The organism is Nonomuraea sp. NPDC050404, assembly GCF_040655495.1.
GTDB lineage: Bacteria > Actinomycetota > Actinomycetes > Streptosporangiales > Streptosporangiaceae > Nonomuraea.
On record NZ_JBFAKB010000013.1, the window covers coordinates 213,519 to 233,401 of the forward strand.

General features: G+C 70.5%; 15 protein-coding genes. 8 read left to right on the forward strand and 7 right to left on the reverse strand.

The features are described 5' to 3' along the window. Window positions 1–112: 112 nt before the first annotated feature. From AB0I81_RS33800 to AB0I81_RS33820, 5 genes are read left to right on the forward strand one after another with little or no spacing between them, the layout of a single operon-like run. The gene (locus AB0I81_RS33800; RefSeq protein ID WP_360664979.1) at window positions 113–1,255 is read left to right on the forward strand and encodes an ABC transporter substrate-binding protein; all 1,143 of its coding nucleotides are present in this window, start codon (window positions 113–115) and stop codon (window positions 1,253–1,255) included. Between the two features lies 1 nt (window position 1,256). After that, a complete protein-coding gene (locus AB0I81_RS33805) occupies window positions 1,257–2,126 on the forward strand; it encodes a branched-chain amino acid ABC transporter permease (protein WP_360664982.1) in 870 nt (289 codons plus the stop codon). Further along, complete coding sequence (locus tag AB0I81_RS33810) at window positions 2,123–3,928, forward strand: branched-chain amino acid ABC transporter ATP-binding protein/permease (protein WP_360664985.1); 1,806 nt, start codon at window positions 2,123–2,125, stop codon at window positions 3,926–3,928. Before AB0I81_RS33805 ends, AB0I81_RS33810 begins: the two co-directional genes overlap by 4 nt. After that, entirely contained in the window at window positions 3,925–4,626 is a 702-nt protein-coding gene (locus AB0I81_RS33815; protein ID WP_360664988.1) for an ABC transporter ATP-binding protein, read from the forward strand. The genes AB0I81_RS33810 and AB0I81_RS33815 overlap by 4 nt, the downstream gene beginning before the upstream one ends. Window positions 4,627–4,651: 25 nt before the next feature. After that, complete coding sequence (locus tag AB0I81_RS33820) at window positions 4,652–6,718, forward strand: PQQ-binding-like beta-propeller repeat protein (protein ID WP_360664991.1); 2,067 nt, start codon at window positions 4,652–4,654, stop codon at window positions 6,716–6,718. On the opposite strand, the gene AB0I81_RS33825 is transcribed toward AB0I81_RS33820, so the two are convergent. From AB0I81_RS33825 to AB0I81_RS33845, 5 genes are all read right to left on the reverse strand, one after another. Continuing rightward, entirely contained in the window at window positions 6,708–7,484 is a 777-nt protein-coding gene (locus tag AB0I81_RS33825; protein ID WP_360664994.1) for an N-acyl homoserine lactonase family protein, read from the reverse strand. The genes AB0I81_RS33820 and AB0I81_RS33825 overlap by 11 nt on opposite strands. Beyond that, window positions 7,481–8,788 carry an MFS transporter gene (locus tag AB0I81_RS33830; RefSeq protein ID WP_360664997.1) on the reverse strand — a complete coding sequence of 436 codons (1,308 nt, stop codon included), beginning with the start codon at window positions 8,786–8,788 and terminating at the stop codon, window positions 7,481–7,483. The genes AB0I81_RS33825 and AB0I81_RS33830 overlap by 4 nt, the downstream gene beginning before the upstream one ends. A 109-nt stretch (window positions 8,789–8,897) precedes the next feature. After that, window positions 8,898–9,539 (reverse strand): TetR/AcrR family transcriptional regulator, encoded by a 642-nt coding sequence (locus AB0I81_RS33835; RefSeq protein ID WP_360665000.1) that lies wholly within the window; start codon window positions 9,537–9,539, stop codon window positions 8,898–8,900. A gap of 9 nt (window positions 9,540–9,548) precedes the next feature. Continuing rightward, window positions 9,549–11,333 carry a TIM barrel protein gene (locus tag AB0I81_RS33840; protein WP_360665003.1) on the reverse strand — a complete coding sequence of 595 codons (1,785 nt, stop codon included), beginning with the start codon at window positions 11,331–11,333 and terminating at the stop codon, window positions 9,549–9,551. Between the two features lie 73 nt (window positions 11,334–11,406). Beyond that, on the reverse strand, window positions 11,407–12,252 hold the full coding sequence (locus tag AB0I81_RS33845; RefSeq protein ID WP_360665006.1) for a shikimate dehydrogenase: 846 nt from the start codon (window positions 12,250–12,252) through the stop codon (window positions 11,407–11,409). A gap of 186 nt (window positions 12,253–12,438) precedes the next feature. On the opposite strand from AB0I81_RS33845, the gene AB0I81_RS33850 reads away from it, so the two are divergent. Continuing rightward, the gene (locus AB0I81_RS33850; RefSeq protein WP_360665009.1) at window positions 12,439–12,975 is read left to right on the forward strand and encodes a hypothetical protein; all 537 of its coding nucleotides are present in this window, start codon (window positions 12,439–12,441) and stop codon (window positions 12,973–12,975) included. Next, the gene (locus tag AB0I81_RS33855; RefSeq protein ID WP_360665011.1) at window positions 12,909–14,540 is read left to right on the forward strand and encodes an FAD-dependent oxidoreductase; all 1,632 of its coding nucleotides are present in this window, start codon (window positions 12,909–12,911) and stop codon (window positions 14,538–14,540) included. Before AB0I81_RS33850 ends, AB0I81_RS33855 begins: the two co-directional genes overlap by 67 nt. Window positions 14,541–14,545: 5 nt before the next feature. On the opposite strand, the gene AB0I81_RS33860 is transcribed toward AB0I81_RS33855, so the two are convergent. Then, window positions 14,546–17,368 carry a TIM barrel protein gene (locus tag AB0I81_RS33860; protein ID WP_360665014.1) on the reverse strand — a complete coding sequence of 941 codons (2,823 nt, stop codon included), beginning with the start codon at window positions 17,366–17,368 and terminating at the stop codon, window positions 14,546–14,548. Between the two features lie 264 nt (window positions 17,369–17,632). Between AB0I81_RS33860 and AB0I81_RS33865 the strand changes: the two genes are divergently transcribed. Next, the gene (locus AB0I81_RS33865; RefSeq protein ID WP_360665017.1) at window positions 17,633–19,192 is read left to right on the forward strand and encodes a polysaccharide lyase family 1 protein; all 1,560 of its coding nucleotides are present in this window, start codon (window positions 17,633–17,635) and stop codon (window positions 19,190–19,192) included. Here the strand turns inward: AB0I81_RS33865 and AB0I81_RS33870 are convergent. Next, on the reverse strand, window positions 19,180–19,830 hold the full coding sequence (locus tag AB0I81_RS33870; protein WP_360665020.1) for a DUF4386 domain-containing protein: 651 nt from the start codon (window positions 19,828–19,830) through the stop codon (window positions 19,180–19,182). The two genes, AB0I81_RS33865 and AB0I81_RS33870, sit on opposite strands and share 13 nt — an antisense overlap. Window positions 19,831–19,883: the final 53 nt, after the last annotated feature.

Consider the following 19,883-nt stretch of genomic DNA (forward strand, 5'->3'; position numbering starts at 1 on the left):
AGGACCGGCAGAAACCGTTGCACGTTCGAGATTCCCTCAGCCCTTTCTTGGGCTTATAACGAACGTACTAGTCCGTGAATTAGTCCTCACCCACCCCCCTACGAGGTGAACCGTGCATTTCACGAGATTCTCCATCGCAGCCGCGGCCCTGATAGCCCTCGCCGCCTGCGCTCCTCCCGGACAGTCCGGGAGCACAGACGCGAACGCGACCGGTCCCATCAAGATCGCGAACGTCAACGCGCAGAGCGGCCAGCTCAGCTCGCTCGGCCAGTGGGAGCACAAGGGCGTCAAGCTCGCCATCGAGGAGGCCAACAAGGCCGGCGGCGTCAACGGGCGGCAGATCAAGCTCGACCTCTTCGACAGCCAGGGCGACCCGACGGTGGGCACCAACGTGGCCAGGAAGATCTCCGCCGAGGGTTACATCGCGATGCTCGGCACCGCCGAGAGCGCCGTCACCCTCGCCATGGCGCCCATCCTGAAGGACGCCAAGATCCCGAACATCACCTCCGGCCAGTCGCCCAAGCTGGCCGAGCTGAAGAGCCCGTTCCTCTTCCTCAACGCGCCGACCAGCGTCACCTTCGACGAGACGCTCGCGAAATACCTCGTTGACGACCAGGGCAAGAAGAAGATCGCGCTGATCAGCAACAACGGCGCGTACGGCTCGGGCGAGCACGACGCGTTCCTGGCCTCGCTGAAGACCAGGAGCGTCACCCCGCTCGCCGACGAGGTCGTCACCCCCGACCAGAAGGACTTCAACTCCAACCTCGCCAAGATCCGCGAGCAGGACCCCGAGGTGCTGTTCATCGGCGCGGAGGAGGTGCAGTCGGGGCTGATCGCCAAGCAGGCCCGCGAGCTGGGCATCAAGGCGGTCTTCGCCGGCGGCGCCCCGGTGGGCACCGACGTGTACGCCACCACGGCGGGCCTGGAGAACGCCGAGGGCACCATCGTCAGCTCCCCCTACCTGAGCAACGAGGCCACCCCGGAGATCAAGGCGTTCGCCGACAAGTACAAGGCGGCCTACAAGGAGGACGCCCGCATGCACGTCGCCAAGGCCTACGACGGTGCGTCGATCCTCATCGAGGCGCTCAAGCAGACCAAGGGCGAGGGCGGGCAGAAGCTGGCCGACGCCATCCGCGGCGTCAAGCGGGCGGGGCTGCTGGGCACCTACGCCTACGACGCCAACGGGGTCGGCATCCACGAGACCAAGATCGGCCTGGTCAAGGACGGCAAGGTCGAGCCCGAGGCCGCGAGCTGACGTGCAGGTCTTCCTTCAGACCCTGATCGGCGGGGTCACGTTCGGAGCGGTGTACGCGCTGGTGGCGATGGGCTTCTCGATCGTCTACCGCACGATGGGCCTGGTCAACTTCGCGCACGGCAGCGTGGTGATGATCGGCGCGTACGCCGCCTCCACCTTCTACATGGCCAGCAAGCTGCCCTTCGCCGTGGCGATCATCGTGGCCATCGCGGTCACCGCGCTGATCGGCCTGGTCATCGAGCTGTTCCTGCGCCCGCTGGAGAACAAGGACTTCACGCTGATGCTGATCGGCACGATCGGCTTCGGCGCGGTGCTGGAGGCGGGCGCGGTCCTCATCTGGGGCGCGACCGGGCACGCCGTGCCGTCCCCGGTCGCCACGGGGCCGATCGACGTGGCCGGGATCCGCATCCCCACCTACAGCCTCCTGGTGATCGCCGTGGCCGCCGCCGCGACCGGCCTGCTGGCGCTGTTCCTGCAGCGCACCAAGCGCGGCGCGGCCATGCAGGCGGTCGCGATGGACCACCAGGCGGCCACCGCGTGCGGCATCCACGTGGGCCGCAGCAACGCGATGGCCTTCGCCATCGGCGCGGGCCTGGCCGCGCTGGCCGGCAGCCTGATCGGCCCCATGTTGTACGTCAACCCGACCATGGGCGGCACCCTGGGCATCAAGGGTTTCGCGGCGGCCATGCTCGGCGGGTTCGGCAGCATGCCCGGCGCCATCGTCGGCGGGCTGGCCTTCGGGCTGCTCGACGCCTTCGCCGCCGGCAACTTCCAGGAGTACTCCGAACTGGTCACCTTCCTGGTCTTCGCCGCCATCGTGATGATCCGCCCCACCGGGATCTTCGGAGAGGCAACGGTGAACCGCGCATGAAACGTCTGCTCTGGCTCGGGCCGCTGGTCGTGGCGGCCTGGCTGCTGCCCTACGGCCTCGGCGGCTACGCCATCCACGTCGCCGACGTCGCGATCATCTTCGCCATCCTGGCCATCGGGCTCGGCCTGACCATGGGCGTGGCCGGTCAGATCAACCTGGCCCAGGTCGCCTTCTTCGGCGTCGGCGCGTACACGGTCGCCATCCTGACCACGCAGGCGGGCCTCGGCTTCTGGACGGCCGCCGCGCTGGCGCTGCTGGCGGCCGTGATCTTCGGCGTGCTGGTCGGCATCCCGGCGCTGCGCATGCAGTCGCACTACCTCGGCATCGTCACCCTGGGCCTGGCGCTCGCCTTCACCAACTGGGTGACCAACGCCCACATCGCCGGCCGCGCCGAGGGCATCAGCGACATCCCGGTGCCGCCGATGTTCGGCGTCGACCTGTCCAGCGGCTACCTGTTCTACTACGTCGAGCTGATCGTCTTCGCGCTCGCGCTGGCCTTCGCGCTGCTGGTCACGCGCTCGCCGCTGGGCCGCCGGCTGCGCGCGATGCGCGACGACGACCTCGCCGCGGGCGCGCTCGGCGCGGAGATCCCGCTGCTGCGGATGACCGCGTTCGTGTTGTCCGGCCTGTACGGCGGCCTGGCCGGAATCCTGTACGCCGGGCTCATCCGCTTCGTCGCCCCCGAGTCGTTCAACATCGCCAACATGTTCCTGCTGCTCGCCATGGTCATCATCGGCGGCCGCAGCAGCATCCTGGGCTGCGTCGTCGGCGCGGTCGGGCTGTCCCTGGTCAGGGAGGCGCTGCTGGACGCCTCCGGCTTCGCCCAGCTCGGTTACGGGCTGGTGGTCGTGCTCGTGGTGGTGTTCGCGCCCAAGGGCCTGGCCGGCCTGCCGGGGCAGCTCCGGACGCTGCTGCGCCGGGGCGGGAACGGCTCGCGGGCCCAGCTCGGCCCGTTCCTGCCCTACGACGCCGTGCCTGCGGCCGCCGAGGAGGAGGTGCTGGAGATCCGGGAGGTGACGATGCGGTTCAAGGGGCTGGTCGCGCTCGACGCCGTGTCCCTCACCGTGCCCGCGGGCCAGATCCGCGGCATCGTCGGGCCCAACGGCTCGGGCAAGACGACCCTGTTCAACGTGGTCAGCGGCTTCTACCGGCCCAGCCAGGGATCGGTGGTGCTGCGCGGGGACGACGTGACCGCGATGGCGCCGTACCAGTTGTCGCAGCGCCGCGTCGCGCGCACGTTCCAGAATCTGCGCCTGTTCGAGGACCTCAGCGTGCGCGAGAACCTGCTGCTCGGCCTGGACCGCACCCGCACCACCTGGATCTGGCGCTATCCGGGCCTGCCGTGGAAGGTGCTGGGCTACGAGCGGGAGCTGCGCCGCCGCGCCGAGGCGCTGATCGAGCGCTTCGGGCTCGCCGAGGTGGCCGACGCGGAGCCGCGCTCGCTGCCGTACGGCGTCCAGCGCCGCATCGAGCTGGCCCGCGCCATGGCCATGGAGCCCACCCTGCTGCTGCTCGACGAACCGGCGGCCGGGATGAACGGCGAGGAGGTGCGCCGGCTCGCCGAGATCGTCCGCTCCATCAGGGACTCGGGCGTCACGGTGGTCATCATCGAGCACAACATGGGGCTGGTCATGTCCCTGTGCGACCAGGTCACCGTGTTGTCCAGCGGCAGGGTGATCGCCGACGGCCGGCCGGCCGAGGTCGCCGTGCACCCGGACGTGGTCGCCGCCTACCTGGGCGACTCGATGTCCGCACCGACCGAGGAGAGCGCCGAGGCCGCCATCGAGGAGGCAAGCCGATGACCACGCTGACCGTGGAAGGGCTGTCGGTGCACTACGGCGGCGTCCGCGCCGCTCACGACGTCTCCTTCACCGTCGAGCCCGGCCAGTCGCTGGGCATCATCGGCGCCAACGGGGCGGGCAAGACCTCCACCCTCAAGGCGGTGATGGGCCTGGCTCCCCGGCAGGCCAGGAGCATCCGCTTCGGCGAGCACGACCTGCTCAAGGCGCCCGCGCACACCCTGGTGCGGCGCGGCATCGGCTACGTCCCCGAGGGCAGGCACGTCTTCCCCGGCCTCACCGTGGAGAAGAACCTGCTGCTCGGCGCGTACACCAGCAGCTGGAAGAGCACCCCGATCGACGAGGTGTACGAGCTGTTCCCGGTGCTGGGCGAGATGCGCGCCCGCCTGGCCGGGGCCCTGTCCGGCGGCCAGCAGCAGATGCTCGCCGTCGGCCGCGCCATGATGTGCCGGCCCAAGGTGATGCTGCTGGACGAGCCCTCCATGGGGCTGTCGCCGATCCTCGTGGCCGAGATCGCCGGCGTGCTCAAGCGGCTCAACGCCGACGGCCTGGCCATCCTGCTGGTCGAGCAGAACGCCAAGCTCACCTTCGACGTCACCACCACCTGCCTGGTCATGGAGAACGGCGAGATCGCCACGAGCGGCACCTCGGCCGAGCTGAGCGACGACCCCGAGGTCCGGCGCATCTACCTCGGCCTCTGACCCACCCCCAAGTAAGGAGATGTTCATGGTACGTCGCAGGGAATTACTCGCGGGCGCCGTCGCCGCGGTCGCGCTGGCCGGAGCCGGGCAGGCGCCGGCATTCGCGGCCGGCGGGCGCGTCGGGCGGGACTTCCCGAAGGTCGGCGGCAACCTCGCCAACCAGAACCATTCGGGGCTGCGCGAGGTCCATCGCGGCAATGTCAGACGGCTGCGGGGCGCGTGGGTCAACAACATCGAGGGCGGGCTCATGGCGGGCAACAGCCAGAGCACCGCCGTGGCGGTGGACGGCGTCCTGTACGTGGAGTCGGCGGTGGGCAACGTCGTCGCGGTGGACGGCCGTACCGGGGCGACGATCTGGAAGTACGAGCAGACCCGCGGCTCGGTCACCCGCCGGGGCGTCGGGGTCGGCGGCGGCCGGGTCTACACCTGCGCCAACGAGAACTGGCTCATCGCCCTCGACCAGCGCACCGGGCAGGTGGTCTGGGAGCGGCAGCACAACGGGTACGGCAACCTGGAGAAGGTCGCCGTCACCTACCACGACGGCATGCTCTACTGCGGCACCAACGACGGCCCGCGCGGCGCGGCGCTCGCCTTCGACGCCGCGACCGGCGACCTGGCCTGGCACTTCTGGGGCACGGCCGCCCCCGGCGAGGTCGGCGGCGGCACCTGGGAGGGCGACTCCTGGCAGAGCGGCGGCGCGACGCCGTGGATGCACTGCGCGATCGACGCCGAACTGGGCCTGGTGTACTGGACCTTCGGCAACGCCAGGGGGAACAACTCCTCGCAGGACGGCTCGCAGCGCGGCGGCCAGAACCTGTTCGCCAACTCCCTCGTCGCCATGGACCTCAAGACCGGGGCCTACCGCTGGCACTTCCAGTCCATTCACCACGACATCTGGGACATGGACAACGTGATGGCGCCCGTCCTGCTCGACGCCCGCGTACGGGGACGGACCCGCAAGCTGATCGCGTACGGCAGCAAGACCGGCATGTACTACATCCTCGACCGCGCCGACGGCTCGGCCCCCCTCGGCATCGACGAGGTGCCCGTGCCGCAGGAGCCCCGGCAGAAGACCTGGCCGACGCAGCCGTTCCCGCGCCAGGGCGGCTGGACCGAGCTCCGCCCGGTGTGGCAGCCGCTGGGCACCGAGGTCCCCGGCAAGCCGCACCGGGCCGTGCCCAACTACAAGATCGGATCGCTGTACACGCCGCACTGGGACGAGCCGATCCTGACCCTGCCCGGCCACGGCGGCGGCGCCGACTGGAACGCCCACTCCTACAGCCACAGCACCCGCCTGATCTACACCGGTTTCGGATACGTCGCCGCCGCGCACTCGCTGACGGAGTCGTCCAACGGGCTGCGCCCGCCCGGCGAGTACATGACCGGCGGCGTCGTCGCGGTGGATCCTTCGACCAACCGGGTGCGGTGGAAGAAGAACCTGCCCTACTCCCTGGCGCACGGCAACGGCATCCTCACTACCGCCTCCGACCTGCTGTTCATCGGCCAGCCCGACGGCAACCTGCTCTGCCTGGACGCCCGCGACGGCCGCGAGTTGTGGCGCTGGCAGACGGGCGCGTCCGTCAGCAGCAGCCCGATCTCCTACGAGATCGACGGGGAGCAGTACGTCGCGGTCTACGCCGGCGGCACCGGCATCCCGTACGGCAACTCCGCGCCGCGCGGCGACCACCTGTGGGCCTTCAAGATCGGCGGCACCGCGCCGCCCGCCGCCACCCCGCCGCCGCCCGTCGTCCGCCGGCCGGTCTCCGGGAGCCCGGTGGACGGCAGCGCCGTGAACAACACCGTCGTCCTGGCCCGCGTCTACGCGAACGGGCAGGTCGGCACGGAGGAGTCCACGGCCGTCAACGCCATGGCCCCCACCCACCTGCGGGTTCCCGCCGGGACCACGGTCACCTTCGTCAACCCCGCCGACAACGTCAACGTGCACGGCGCCACCCAGTTCTTCGAGGGCCTGTTCGACATCAGGCTCAAGCCGGGCGAATCCTTCCAGTACACCTTCACCAAGCCGGGCGAGTACTTCTTCAACGACACCTACAGCCCGCGCCCCACCGGCAAGATCGAGGTCACGGGCTGATCAGGGCGACGTCGGGGCTCTGGCGCGGGAACCGTTCGAGCACCAGCGGGTCATGGCCGGCGACCACGAGTTCGGGGCCGTCGGCCAGCTCCTTGATGCGGTCGAAGGCGCCGTACATGCCGGGCATGTTGTGCAGGATCGGGAAAGGACGGTCGCCCTCGATGTTCTCGTAGAAGTGGCTGGCGTCGGAGGCCAGCACGACGTTGCCACGGGCGGTGCGCACGCGGACCACCTGCATGCCCGCCGTGTGCCCGCCCACCAGGTGCACGCTCAGCCCCGGCACCACGGACGCGTCGCCGTCCACCACCCGCACCCGGCCGTCCTTCCTGGCCGAGGTCAGGTGGTCGAGGTCGCGGTCGTTGAGCAGCCAGCGCTCGCGCGTGATCCGCCCGGCCCAGGGGCCGGTCCAGTAGTCGAGCTCGGCCTGCTGCACGACGTACCGGGCGCGGGGGAAGTCGCGGGCGGTGCCGGTGTGGTCGTAGTGCAGGTGGGTCAGCACCACGTGGTCCACTTCGCCGGCGTCCACGCCCAGCTCGGCCAGGGCCTCGACGGGCGAGCAGCGGTAGTCCAGGCCCTCGACGCCGGCCGCGCGCTCCGGCGCGATGCCGGTGTCGACGACGACCGTGTGCTCGCCGGAGACCGCCAGCCACACGTAGTAGGAGGTGGGGTGCGAGACCTCGCCGCCGGGCTCGTAGCCGTGGAAGTGCTCGCCGCGCCGGGCGTCGCGCCGCGCGTACCGCACGGCGTACACGCGGAAGCCGCTCACACCCTCACCTGCCCGGCGGGCCTGAGCCCGAGCTGGTCCGTCGGCACCTTGTACGTCTCCCGCGCCGTGGCCACGGCGGCCACGTTGATCAGGCACACCACGGCGGTGATGATCGAGACGCCGAGCCAGCTCTCCGGCCCCGTGCCCGCCACGGCGGTGGCCACGGTGGGCGCGAACCCGGCGATCGCGAAGCCGATCTGGGTGCCGATCGCCATGCCGGACAGGCGTACCCGGGTGGTGAACATCTCGCCGTAGAACGACGGCCAGACGGCGCTGGTCGCGCTGTGCACGATGCCGAACATCACGATGCCCGCCACGAAGATCAGCACGTAGTCGCCGACGGAGATCGACCACAGGTAGGCGAACATCAGCACCGCGCAGCCCAGCGACCCGCCGACGAAGACCGGCTTGCGGCCGATCCGGTCCGACAGCCGGCCCCAGAGCGGGATGCTGATCACCGCGGCGACGTTGGCCAGCACGCCCACCCAGAGCATGGGGCCGCGGTCCAGGTGCATCGTGTTGACCGCGTACGACAGGGCGTGCACGGTGAAGATCGTACTGACCGAGGCGATGACCGCGGCCACGACGACGCGCAGCACGTCCCGCCAGTGCTCGCGGAAGAGCACCGCCAGCGGCATCTTGGCCACCGTGTTCGTCGCGACCTCCTGCTCGAAGGCGGGCGTCTCCTCCAGCGTGCGCCGGATGATCAGCCCGACCACCGCCACCACCACGCTCAGCCAGAACGGCACCCGCCAGCCCCAGCTCAGCAACTGATCCTCGGGCATCACGGCGATCGGCAGGAAGATCGCCGTGGCGATGATCTGGCCGGCCTGCGTGCCGTTGAGCGTGAAGCTGGTGTAGTAGGCGCGCCGGCCCTCCGGCGCGTGCTCCAGCGTCATCGAGTTGGCGCCCGCCTGCTCGCCGGAGACCGAGAAGCCCTGCATCAGGCGCAACACCACGAGCAGAACCGGCGCCAGCAGCCCCACCTGGTCGTATGTGGGCAGGCAGCCGACCAGGAACGTCGATCCGCCCATCATCACCAGCGTGGTGACCAGCACCCGTTTGCGGCCGAACCGGTCGCCGATGTGCCCGAGCACGAACGCGCCGACGGGCCTGGCCAGGTAGCCGACCCCGAACGTGGCCAGCGCGAGCAGCGTTCCCGTGGCGGGCGATGAGGACGGGAAGAAGATCTTGTTGAAGACCAGCGCGGCGGCCGTGCCGTAGATGAAGAAGTCGTAGTACTCCAAGGCACTGCCGATCCAAGCCGCAATGGCCGCTTTACGAGGTTTGCCCTGCGCCGTCACATTCTGCTCCTCACGGTGACGTTGGGGGGTAGTGCGTGACCCAGAAACTAACTCACCGGTTCGTACATTACAAGGGTGTTTCTCCCGTATTTAGGCATTTGGAATGGGATCAGGCGCCCGAACCCCATAGATAGGCCACGACCGTATCCCCCACCATCGTGCGCAACCGGGCCCGGTGCTCCGGCGCGGTCAGGTCCCGCCCGAACAACGCGCCGAAGGTGTGCTGGTTGGCCACCCTGAAGAAGCAGAGCGAGCTGATCAGCATGTGCACGTCTATTGCGTCGGCCTCGGTGACGAAGTCGCCGCGCGCCGTGCCCGCGTCGAGGATCGCCTCGATGAGGTCGAGCACGGGCGTGCCCAGGTTGGCCAGCGCGTGCGACTTGCGGATGTACTCGGCCCGGTGGATGTTCTCGATCGTGACCAGCTTGATGAAGTCGCGGTGCAGGTCGTGGTGGTCGAAGGTGAGCTCGGCCAGGGTGCGGATGGCCTCCACGGGGGCCAGGTGCTCCACCTCGATCGCCCGCTCCATCTCGCGGACCTCGGCGTACGCCTTCTCCAGGACGGCGATGTAGAGCCGCTCCTTGCTGCCGAAGTAGTAGTAGATCATGCGCTTGGTCGTGCGCATGCGGGCGGCGATCTCGTCCACCCGCGCCCCCGCGTAGCCGTGCCGGGCGAAATCCTGCTGGGCGACCTCCAGGATCTCGGCCTTGGTACGGTCGGGGTCCCGCTGGCGTTCGGGCGCGGAGGTCACCCGGCCATCCTAGTGACCTGCGGCATGTTGCACCGCGAGGCGGATGGGGGCGTTGCCGGCGCCGTAGCCCTGGTAGCCGCCGATCCGCTGGACGATCTCGAAGAAGACCCGGCCCGCGGTGACGGTGTAGACGTGCAGGAACTCGCCGTGCTCGTCCCGGTCGTAGAGCACGCCGAGGCGGCGCAGCTCGGGATCGACCTCGTGGCGGGCCTCCAGGTCGTCGTAGTAGTTGCCGGGGATCGGCAGCAGCAGCTCCGGATGTTCTCTTCGCAGCCTGCGGGCGACGGCCATGACGTCGTCGCAGGCCAGCGCGACGTGCTGCCACGGGAGGTGGTCGGCGCCGACCTGGGCGATGTTGACCACCACGCGCACCGCCCCGTCGGGGCTGGACATGGCCTTGCTGCGCAGCAGGCCGTACGGGTCGGGCAACTCCAGGCTCTCCTGCGGGCGCAGCCCCAGCACGCCCCGGTAGAACAGCGCCGCCTCGTCGAAGTAGTGCCAGGGCTGGGCGAGCGCCACATGGTCGATGCCGGTGACCGGCCCCGGCACCGGCCCCTCCGCCGCCCCCTCCACCTGCCCTGGCGCCGGCCCTTCCGCTTGTCCCGGCACCGGGCCCGAGGAGGCGAAGTCGGCGAGCCAGGCGTCGTCGCAGAAGAAGATCTCGGTGCCGTCCGGCGCGGCCACCGCCTCCAGCCTGGCCTCTTCCGGGGTGCGCTCGCGGGGCAGGATCGGCGAGAGCAGCGACTCGGCGTGTTTGGCCGCGCCTGCGGGGTCCGGGCTGTCCAGGCCGATGGCGATCAGTTTCGGGTCGTCGCCCGTGGCGTTGAGCAGCAGTCGCGCGCCGCCTTGTTCCCACAGCTCGACCGGTTTGGTGGGATGCGTCCCGGTACGCGCGAAGCCGAGCGCTCCCAGCATCCCACCGAGCGAGCCGGTGTCGGCCAACTCGGCGAAGGCGAACCCGGCGGGCACGGCCGGATGCGTCATGCCGTGCAGCTCCCGCTCCAGGCCGATGAGCGAGCGCATGCCGTCCAGCGCGGTGCGCTCCGTGGACGCCTGGCGGAAGACGTCGTTGAACACCTCCAGCGACAGCGGCCCCGCGTAGCCCGTACGCAGCACGCTGGCGACGAGCCCGGCCAGGTCGAAGTTGCCCTGCCCGGGGAAGCAGCGGTAGTGGCGGCTCCACTGCAACACGTCCATGGCCAGCAGCGGCGCGTCGGCGAGCTGCAGGAAGAAGATCTTCTCACCGGGGATGGCCTCGATGCCGACCGGGTCGGAGCCGCGCGACAGGATGTGGAAACTGTCCAGGCAGGTGCCCAGGTTCGGGTGGTCGGCCAGGCGGACGATGCGCCAGGCGTGCAGGTACTCGTTGACGTGCCGGCCCCAGGCCAGCGCCTCGTAGGCGATGCGGATCCCGTACTCGGCGGCCCGCTCGGCCAGCAGCCGCAACTGCCCGGCGGCCAGTTCGTCGTCGCCGATCGCGGCGGGCGAGATGTTCGAGCAGACCAGCAGCAGGTCCGCGCCTAGGCGTTCCATGAGGCGGAACTTGTGCTCGGCCCGGCGCAGGTTGCCCGCCAGCACCTCGGCCGGCACGCCCTCGAAGTCGCGGAAGGGCTGGTAGAGATCGATGCCGAGGCCCAGGTCGGCGGCCCTGGCCCGGACCTCCTCCGGCGGCAGCGGGCAGGTCAGCAGGTCGTTCTCGAAGATCTCCACTCCGTCGAACCCGGCGGCCGCGATGGCCTCCAGCTTCTCCATCAGGGTGCCGCTCACCGACACGGTCGCGATGGACTTACGCACGCTCTCCTCCTTCGGACGGCCCGCTTCAGGCGGCCCGCTTCATGCGGCTCGTTTCGGACGGCTCATTTCGGGCTCAGACGGTGATCAGGTCGGTCAGATGGGCGAGCATTCGCTCGGCGTCCGGCTCCCGGCCCGTGAACAGCCTGAACGCGTGCACGGCCTGGAAGACGACCATGCCGCCACCGTCCAGCGTCCGGCAGCCGAGCGCCCGCGCCTGCTTGAGCAGCTCGGTCTCCAGCGGCCGGTACACGATGTCGGCCACCCACAGGCCGGGACGCAGCAGCTCGGCGGGCAGCGGCATGCCCGGATGGTGGGCCATACCGGTCGGGGTGGCGTGCACCAGCCCATCCGCCCCGGCCAGCAGCTCCGGCAGCTCGGACGGCCTGGCGTGGCTGGCCCGTTCTGCGCCGAAGCGCGCGGCCAGCTCACCGGTCAGGGCGCGCGCCCGCGCGGGGTCGGAGTCCGCCACCGTGATCCGGTCGGCACCCATCGTGAGCAGCGCGTGCGCGACCGCCGCCCCCGCTCCGCCCGCGCCGAGCTGCACGATGTGGTGGGCGGGCGCGTCCGGCAGGCCCCGCGCGAACGACTCGGCGAAACCCGTCCAGTCGGTGTTGTGCCCGATGGCCCGCTCACCGTCGAACACCACGGTGTTGACCGCGCCGAGCATGCGGGCGTCCGGCGACAGCTCGTCCAGGTGCGGGATGACGTCCCGCTTGCAGGGGTGGGTGACGTTGAGCCCGTCGTAGCCGAAACGCCTGGCCGTACGGACCAGTTCGCCCACGTCGCCGCCCACCCGGTCGATGTCGAGCAGCCGGTAGACGTAGTGCAGGCCGTGGTGCACGGCTTCCTGCTCGTGCAGCGGCGGGCTCAGGGAGGGGCCGATGCCCGAGCCGATCAATCCGACCAGGAAGGAATCCATCGCTTCTCCCTTTCGAAGCAGGTACGTGAGCGTCGGCGCGGGCCATCGCGAACATGGCTCTCCTAATGTACGTACTAGTGAGTTAGCTGGCTAGCACCTCCTTGACTTCCTGGTGCCGTTGGCGCAGCTTTGTTAACTATCCAGTCCGTACTCGCGGCCGAATGCTTGAGACAGGCAGGTGAGAGGGTGCCCCGTGACCGGCGGCCCATAGTCGATCCGCAGCTCCCGGGCGGGCGCGGCGACGGTCTCGGGCGGCCCTTGGTTCTGGGGCCCGTGCGACTGCGCAACCGGTTCGTCTCCGCGCCGATGGAACGCAACTACTGCGAGATCGACGGCAGCGTGACCTCCCGCTACGTCGAGTACCTGGCCCGGCGGGCGCGCGGCGGGGCGGCCCTGGTGTTCGCCGAGGCCGCCTACGTCCGCGCGGACGGCAAGGGGCGGCTGCGTCAGCTGGGCGTGGACATGGACGCCCGCGTTCCCGGCCTCGCCCGGCTGGCCGCCGCCGTGCGGGCCGGGGGCGCACTGTTCGGGGTCGAGCTGAATCACGGGGGCCGCACGGCTCAGGGTGCGGTCAGCGGGTTCCAGCCGGTCGCCCCTCCCCCATCCCGTGCCTGCCCGCCGGTGGTGAACTGCCGCGCGAGCTGCCGACCGGGGAGGTGTACGAGCTGGTCGAAGCGTACGCGGAAGGCGCGCGCCGCTGCCGCGAGGCGGGCGTGGAGGTGATCTCGATCCATGGCGCGCACGGCTATCTCGTGCACCAGTTCCTCTCCCCCGCCCGCAACCTGCGTACCGACGAGTTCGCCGACCCCCTCCGCTTCCTCGACCTGGTCATCGAGGCGGTGCGGCTCCGGGCGGGCGCCGACGTGGCCGTGGGCCTGCGGATCTCCGCGCACGAAGGCGTCGAGGGCGGCCTGACCGCCGGGAGCACCTTCGAGCTGATCTCCCGCGCCCGCCTGGACCTGCTGGACTTCCTCGACGTCTCCGCCGGCTCCTACGAGGCGGGGCAGTGGATCATCCAGCCCGGTGAGTGGGAGCGCGGCCTGCTCGCCCCGTACGCCGCGCCGTACCGTGCGCTGGGGTTGCCGGTCGGCGTCGCCGGGCGGATCAGCACCCCGGACAGCGCGGAGGCGATCGTGGCCGGCGGCCTGGCGGACTTCGTCTCGCTGGCCAGGACGCTCCACGCCGACCCCGACTTTCCCCGCCACGCCCTCACCGGCGGGTCCTACCGGCCGTGCATCGCCTGCAACCTCTGCATCGACCGGCTCGGCACCGGTGAGCCGATCCCCTGCTCGGTCAACACCATGGCGGGCCGCGAGTATCTCGGCGCGCCGAGCGCCGTCGGGAAGAGGGCGTCGGTGCTGGTGGTCGGGGCCGGTCCGGCCGGGCTCGAAGCGGCGCGGCTGCTGGCCGGGCAAGGGCTGCGGGTGCGGGTGCTGGAGCGCGCGGGTCACGTCGGCGGCCGGTTCGCGCTCGCCTGCCGCCTGGCCGCCTATCCGGAATATCACCGCATCCTGCAGTGGCACACCGCCGAACTGGACCGGCTCGGCGTCACCGTCCGCACCGGCGTCACCGTCACAGAGGAGGTGCTGGCGCGGCACGAGGCGGACGCCATCGTGCTGGCCACCGGCGGCACCGGCCACCTGCCGGAGGTCCCGGGCGTCCGGCTGCCCCACGTCCTCGACGTGCGCGACTGGCTCGCCCTCGAATTCGACGTGCGCGACCGGCCCACCCTCGATTCCGACGTGCGCGGCCGGGCCGCCCTCGATGCGGACGTTCCGCGCGCCTGCGTCATCTGGGGCGCCGACCGTGAGGGCGTCGCCGTCGCCGACCATCTCGCCACGGCCGGGGCCGAGGTGCTGCTCATCGGCTCCCAGCCGAGCCTCGCCCCCGAGGTCGGCCGCCGTGCCAAGATCATCATGCTACCGAGGCTCACCGGCAACCCGAAGGTGCGCTTCCTCGCGACGTCCACCATCTCGGCCATCGAACCCGATCGTCTGCTCATCCGGTCCGGATGCCGCGAAGAGTGGCGGCCCGTGGCCGGGCCCCTGCTGATCTCCCATGGCGTCCTTCCCCGCACCGACCTGCTCGCGGCCTGCGAGGCCCGGCGACCGCGGCTCGGTGTCCATGTGATCGGGGACGCGGGTGGCAGCGGCGGCTCGATCCATCGGTGCTTCCTGGCGGCGGAGGAGACGGCCCGCACCATCGCCCACGCCATCGCCCACGCCCCCGCCCCCGTCATCACCCCCGCCATCGACACCGCCATCGACACCGACGATCACGCCTCCTGAACGGGCTATGCCGCCTCGGTCGGGCCCGTTCGCCGGGCGATGGTGTCGAGGTGGCGGCGGGCCGCGGTGATCGCGAGGCGGGCGTGCTCCTTGGCGCCCACCTGCGCCACCAGTGTGGCTCGGGGGATCTCCAGCGCGTACGGGATCCCCGGTGGCAGGGCGGCGAGGATGCCGTGCACGTCGATGCCGCCCTCACCGGGGAACAGCCGCTCGAAACGGGCGGCATGGATGATCCCCTCCTGCGTGGCCGGCACCTCGGCCGGCGCGTCGCAGACGTGGGCGAAGCGGAACCACTCGGGTGGCAGGTCGCGGAGTTCGGCCACGCTGGAGCCGGAGCGGGCGAAGTGGATCAGGTCGATGAGGATGCCCGCGTTGGGCTGGCGGGCGGCCCGCAGGACGCGGACGGCCTCGGTGAGGTCGGGCGTCTGGGTCCACGACGGGAACTCCAGGTCGACGGTGAGGCCGAGCGGCCTGGCCAGCTCGCACAGCCGCGCGAACCGGTCTGCCTTGCGGGCGAAGTCCGGGTCAGGGAGCTGGGTGATGACGTGGCGGGCCCCGAGTTCGGCTCCGGCCTCCAGGAAGCGCAGGAAGTTCGCGGGGTCGTCCTCGGGCGGGATCCGGGCGAGCTCGATGTCGAGCACCTCGATGCCGGTGGCCGCGAGCCGGACCTTGGTCGCCCGCATCAGCGCGGGGTCGGTGGCGAGGGGGTGGTGCGGCTCGTGCGGGGTGACGCGGGTCATGCGCAGGCCCACATAGCGGTAGCCCGCGTCGGCGGCGGCGCTCACCAGTTCGGGCGGCGTCAGGCTCAGCGCCGTCAGGTGTGCCAGCGAGTAGTCGTGCCCCCGGCCGCCGCCGGCCGGGGAGGGTGTCTCCTTCAGGGTGGTCAGGCGGCGTCTGCGGTGTGCGGCCATGCGTACCGCCGCACTGTCGCGCGCGCCGTAGCCGGAGTAGCCGCCGATCCGCTGCACCACCTCGAAGAAGATCCGCGCGCCGAGCATCTCGGTGTAGAAGTGCAGGTACTCGCCGTGCTGGTCGCGGTCGTACAGGATGGAGTGCTGCCGTAACGCGGTGAGCAGCCGCTCAGGCAGCGCCAGGCGGGCGTCGAGATCGTCGTAGTAGTTGTCGGGGATGTTCAGCAGCGGTGCGCCGAGTGCCCGCAGCGCCCTGGCGCTCGCGATCGCGTCGCCGGTGGTGAAGGCGATGTGCTGGGGGCTCGGCACCGCCGGCGACCAGTCGCCCCGCCGTAGCGGCGCGGTGTTGAGGCTGATCCGTACGTGCTGCTCCGGGTCGGTCGCGGCGCGGCTGTGGATCAGCCCGAACGGCGCGGGCAGCGTGGTGGTCCGCGTCGCCCGCAGGCCGAGCACCGCCCGGTAGAAGAGCGCGGTCTGGTCGAAGTCGTCGACCGACTCGGTGAGCGAGACATGGTCTGTGCCGATCAACAGGCCGTCGCCACGAGCCGTACGACCGGTGAGAGCGAGGTCGTGCAACCGGCCGTCGTCGCCCGCACTGCCGGTGGGAACGAAGTCGTGCAGCCAACTGTCGTCGCCGCCCGTACGGCAGAAGAAGATGGCGGTTCCGTCGGGGGCCGCCACGGAGGCGAGGTCGGCCTCCTCGGCCTGCCTGGCGCGCGGTAAGACGGGCGCGAGCAGCCGTTCGGCGCGCCGGGCCGAGCCGGCCGGGTCGGCGCTCTCCACCGCCAGCGCGCAGATGGCCGCGGTGCCGGCCGCCACCGTCCGCTGCGGCGCGTAGTTCAGCAGCAGCCGGGCCCTGCCCTGCGACCACAGCTGCACCGGCTTGGAGCGGTGCCGGCCGGTGTGAGTGAAGCCGAGCGCGGCGAGCGCCCGCGCGACGATCGGGCCGGAGATCTCGTCCACGGCCAGTTCGGTGAACACGTGGCCGTCGAGCCGGGGAGCGGGCGGCAGGCCGGTCGGCCGGATGCGCTCGCGGGCCGCCACCGGGCCGAGCGTGCCGACCGTCTCCTCCAGCGACAGCAGCGAGCGCATCGCGTCCACGGCGACATGGCGGGGATCGGCCTGCCGACAGACGTCGTTGAACACCTCGACCGAGAGCGGGCCGTCGTACCCGGTGGCCAGCACGTGGCCGACGAAGCCGGCCACGTCGAAAACGCCCTGGCCAGGGAACAACCGGTGGTGCTCGCTCCATTCGAGCACGTCCAGGTGCGGGGGCGGCGCGTCGGCGAGTTGCAGGTGGAAGATCTTGGCACCGGGCACGGCCCGGATCCGGGCGGGGTCGTCGCCGCGGGCGAACATGTGGAAGCTGTCGAGGCACAGGCCGAGCGCGGGATGGCCGGCGCGCCGTACGATCTGCCAGGCGTGTTCGATGGTGTTGACGAACCGGCCCCAGGCCAGGCCCTCGTAGGCGATGCGCAGGCCGCGCCGCGCGGCCCGGCCGGCCAGCGTGTGCAGTTGCTCCGCGGCGAGGTCGTCGTCGTCGAGGGCGTTCGCGGAGGTGGTGGAGCAGACCGCCAGCGTGTTCGCGCCGAGTTGCTCCAGCACGTCGAACTTCCGTTCCGCCCTGCGGAGGTTGGCGTCGAAGATCTCCGGCGGTACCGCCTCGAAGTCGTGGAACGGCTGGTAGAGGTGGATCGCCAGGCCGAGTTCCGCGCACTCCTGCCGGATCCGGCGCGGCGACCAGTCGCACACGATGAGGTCGCCCTCGTAGATCTCGATCCCGTGGAAGCCCGCCGCGGCGGCGGCCGCGAGCTTGTCCTCCAGGGTGCCGGACAGGCAGGCCGTCGCGAGCGCGAGCGGAGGGCTCGTGGAGCGGCGTCCGGCAGGAGTCGTCATGCCGTGGTCGGCGGTGAGCATAGCCGTCTCACCTTCCTAACGAACGAACTAGATACTTACTTATATGTCCTGCCGGTCACCGGCGAAAGAGGCATCAGACGGTCCACTACGTGGATTTCGCGAACTGCCAGGTAGAACCCCTTACGGGCTCGAAATGAAAGTTTCAGCGCGCATTGACACCCGGAAAGCGCTTTCCTACGGTGGCGCGTGAGCGGTGCGCACTCGCTGGGGGGAATCCGGAGCGCAGGTCAATCGGGCCTGCCGGACCAGCAAGGAGTTTCGGCTGTGGAGAGCAGGTTCGACAGGAAGAGACGAGTGGCCGGGTTGCGGCTCGGAGCCGCACTCGCCGCCGTGGCCACCGCGGCGGCGGTCGGCGTGGCCATTCCGGTGTTCCAGGCGTCGGCGGCGGCCGGCAGCGCCACCGGCTTCGCGACCGGCAACGGCGGGACCACCGGCGGCGCGGGCGGGCAGACGGTACGGGCCACCACGGGCACCGCGATCCACGCGGCCCTGTGCAGCCGGGCCAGCAGCAGCACCCCGATCACCATCCAGGTCGAGGGGACCATCAATCACGGCAACACCACGAAGGTGTCCGGCGACAGCTGCAACACCGCAGCCGGCGTGATCGAGCTGAAGCAGATCAGCAACGTCACGATCATCGGCGTCGGCAGCGGGGCCGTCTTCGACCAGCTGGGCATCCACATCCGCGAGTCCAGCAACATCATCATCCAGAACGTGACCATCCGGAACGTCAAGAAGTCGGGCTCGCCCACGTCCAACGGCGGCGACGCCATCGGCATGGAGAGCGGCGTGCGCAACGTGTGGGCCGACCACCTCACCCTGGAGGCGTCGGGCGGCGAGTCGGAGGGCTTCGACGGCCTGTTCGACATGAAGGACGACACCCAGTACGTCACCCTGTCCTACAGCACCCTGCGCAACTCCGGCCGTGGCGGGCTCATCGGCTCCAGCGAGAGCGACCGCTCCAACGGCTTCGTCACCTTCCACCACAACCTGTACGAGAACATCGACTCCCGCACTCCCCTGCTGCGCGGCGGCATCGCCCACATGTACAACAACCACTACGTGAACCTGCACGAGTCCGGCATCAACTCCAGGGCCGGCGCCCGCGCCAAGGTGGACAACAACTACTTCGAGGACTCCAAGGACGTTCTCGGCACCTTCTACACCGACGAGGCCGGCTACTGGCAGGTCGGCGGCAACATCTTCGACAACGTGACCTGGTCCAGCCCCGGCAGCGACAACAACCCCGCCGGGCCGAACCCGCAGTCCAACACCACCGTCAGCATCCCGTACTCCTACGGCCTCGACGGGGCCAGTTGCGTGCCGGCCATCGTCCGGCAGACGGCGGGCGCCAACAAGGGGCTGCAGGTGTCGAACGGCAACTGCACGCCGCAGACCCCCACGGCCACTCCGACCGTCACCCCGACGGTGACCCCGACCATCACCCCGCCTCCGACCGGGACCAACCTCAGCATCGGGGCCGGCTCCGACGGCTCCAGCAAGGCCAGTGGCACGAGCTACGGCAACGTGCGCGACGGCGACGCGAGCACCTACTGGTCGCCGGCCGGCTCGACCGGTGACATCTCGATCAAGTGGGGCTCGGCCACGACGGTCTCCAGGGTCGTCATCCGTGAGCCGTCCGGCTCTGCGGGCGGCATCGGGTCCTGGCAACTCGTCAACGCCGGCAACGGCGCCGTGCTGAAGTCAGGCAGCGGGGCGGGCACCATCACCTTCACCCCGACCTCCCTGAGCAAGATCACCTTCAGGATCACCGGCTCGACCGGCGCGCCCAGGGTCGCCGAATTCGAGACCTACGCCGCATAGTGCCCTGCGTGGCCGGGAGCCGTCAGACCGGCGGCCCCGGCCACCCGGCGCTCGTCGAAGCCTTTCACCAGCAGCCACACGGCCAGGACCAGGCCGTGCAGGGCCGGGGGCACATTCATGCCCAGGTAGAGCGGGGTGACGACCTCGGTCAGCCCGAACAACACCAGGAAGCTTGCCGACATGGCGAATGCGGCCCCGAGAAGTCCCCACACCGACAACCAGCGAGGGATATACCTCGACCGGTAGAGAACGGCGAAGAGCAGCAGATCGCCGAGACTCAGCGCGATGATCAACGCGACATGATTGACCAGGTCGCGGGCCGTCCGCAGCAGCTCGCCCACGGCCGGCTCCTGACCGGGCACGAGGAACAGGGGCAGGAGGATCACGCCGACGAAGTGGAAGGTCGCCGCGATCAGCCTGAATCCGACGAAGCCCAGGCTGAGGGCTTCATTCGCCCTCCGTAACGCCGGATAGAGGCACAGGGCGAACCCGAGATACGCGGGGATCATGACGAACTGGGCCGCCGCACCGGTGAGGATCTGACCCTCGTGCGCGGCTATGAGGTCGAGATGGCGAGGGTCCTCAAGGACGGGTACAACGCTCAGCAGCCCGGCAATCATGCCCACGATGATCAGCACACCGGCAATGGAAGTCGTCCGCACAAACACACCCCGCCCATGTCGGCCTTACG

Bases quoted from the DNA above. Each gene is read 5' to 3' on its own strand.
- AB0I81_RS33810 (WP_360664985.1), top strand. From the start codon at position 2,123: ATGAAACGTCTGCTCTGGCTCGGGCCGCTGGTCGTGGCGGCCTGGCTG.
- AB0I81_RS33815 (WP_360664988.1), top strand. From the start codon at position 3,925: ATGACCACGCTGACCGTGGAAGGGCTGTCGGTGCACTACGGCGGCGTC.
- AB0I81_RS33820 (WP_360664991.1), top strand. From the start codon at position 4,652: ATGGTACGTCGCAGGGAATTACTCGCGGGCGCCGTCGCCGCGGTCGCG.
- AB0I81_RS33845 (WP_360665006.1), bottom strand. From the start codon at position 12,252: ATGGATTCCTTCCTGGTCGGATTGATCGGCTCGGGCATCGGCCCCTCC.
- AB0I81_RS33860 (WP_360665014.1), bottom strand. From the start codon at position 17,368: ATGCTCACCGCCGACCACGGCATGACGACTCCTGCCGGACGCCGCTCC.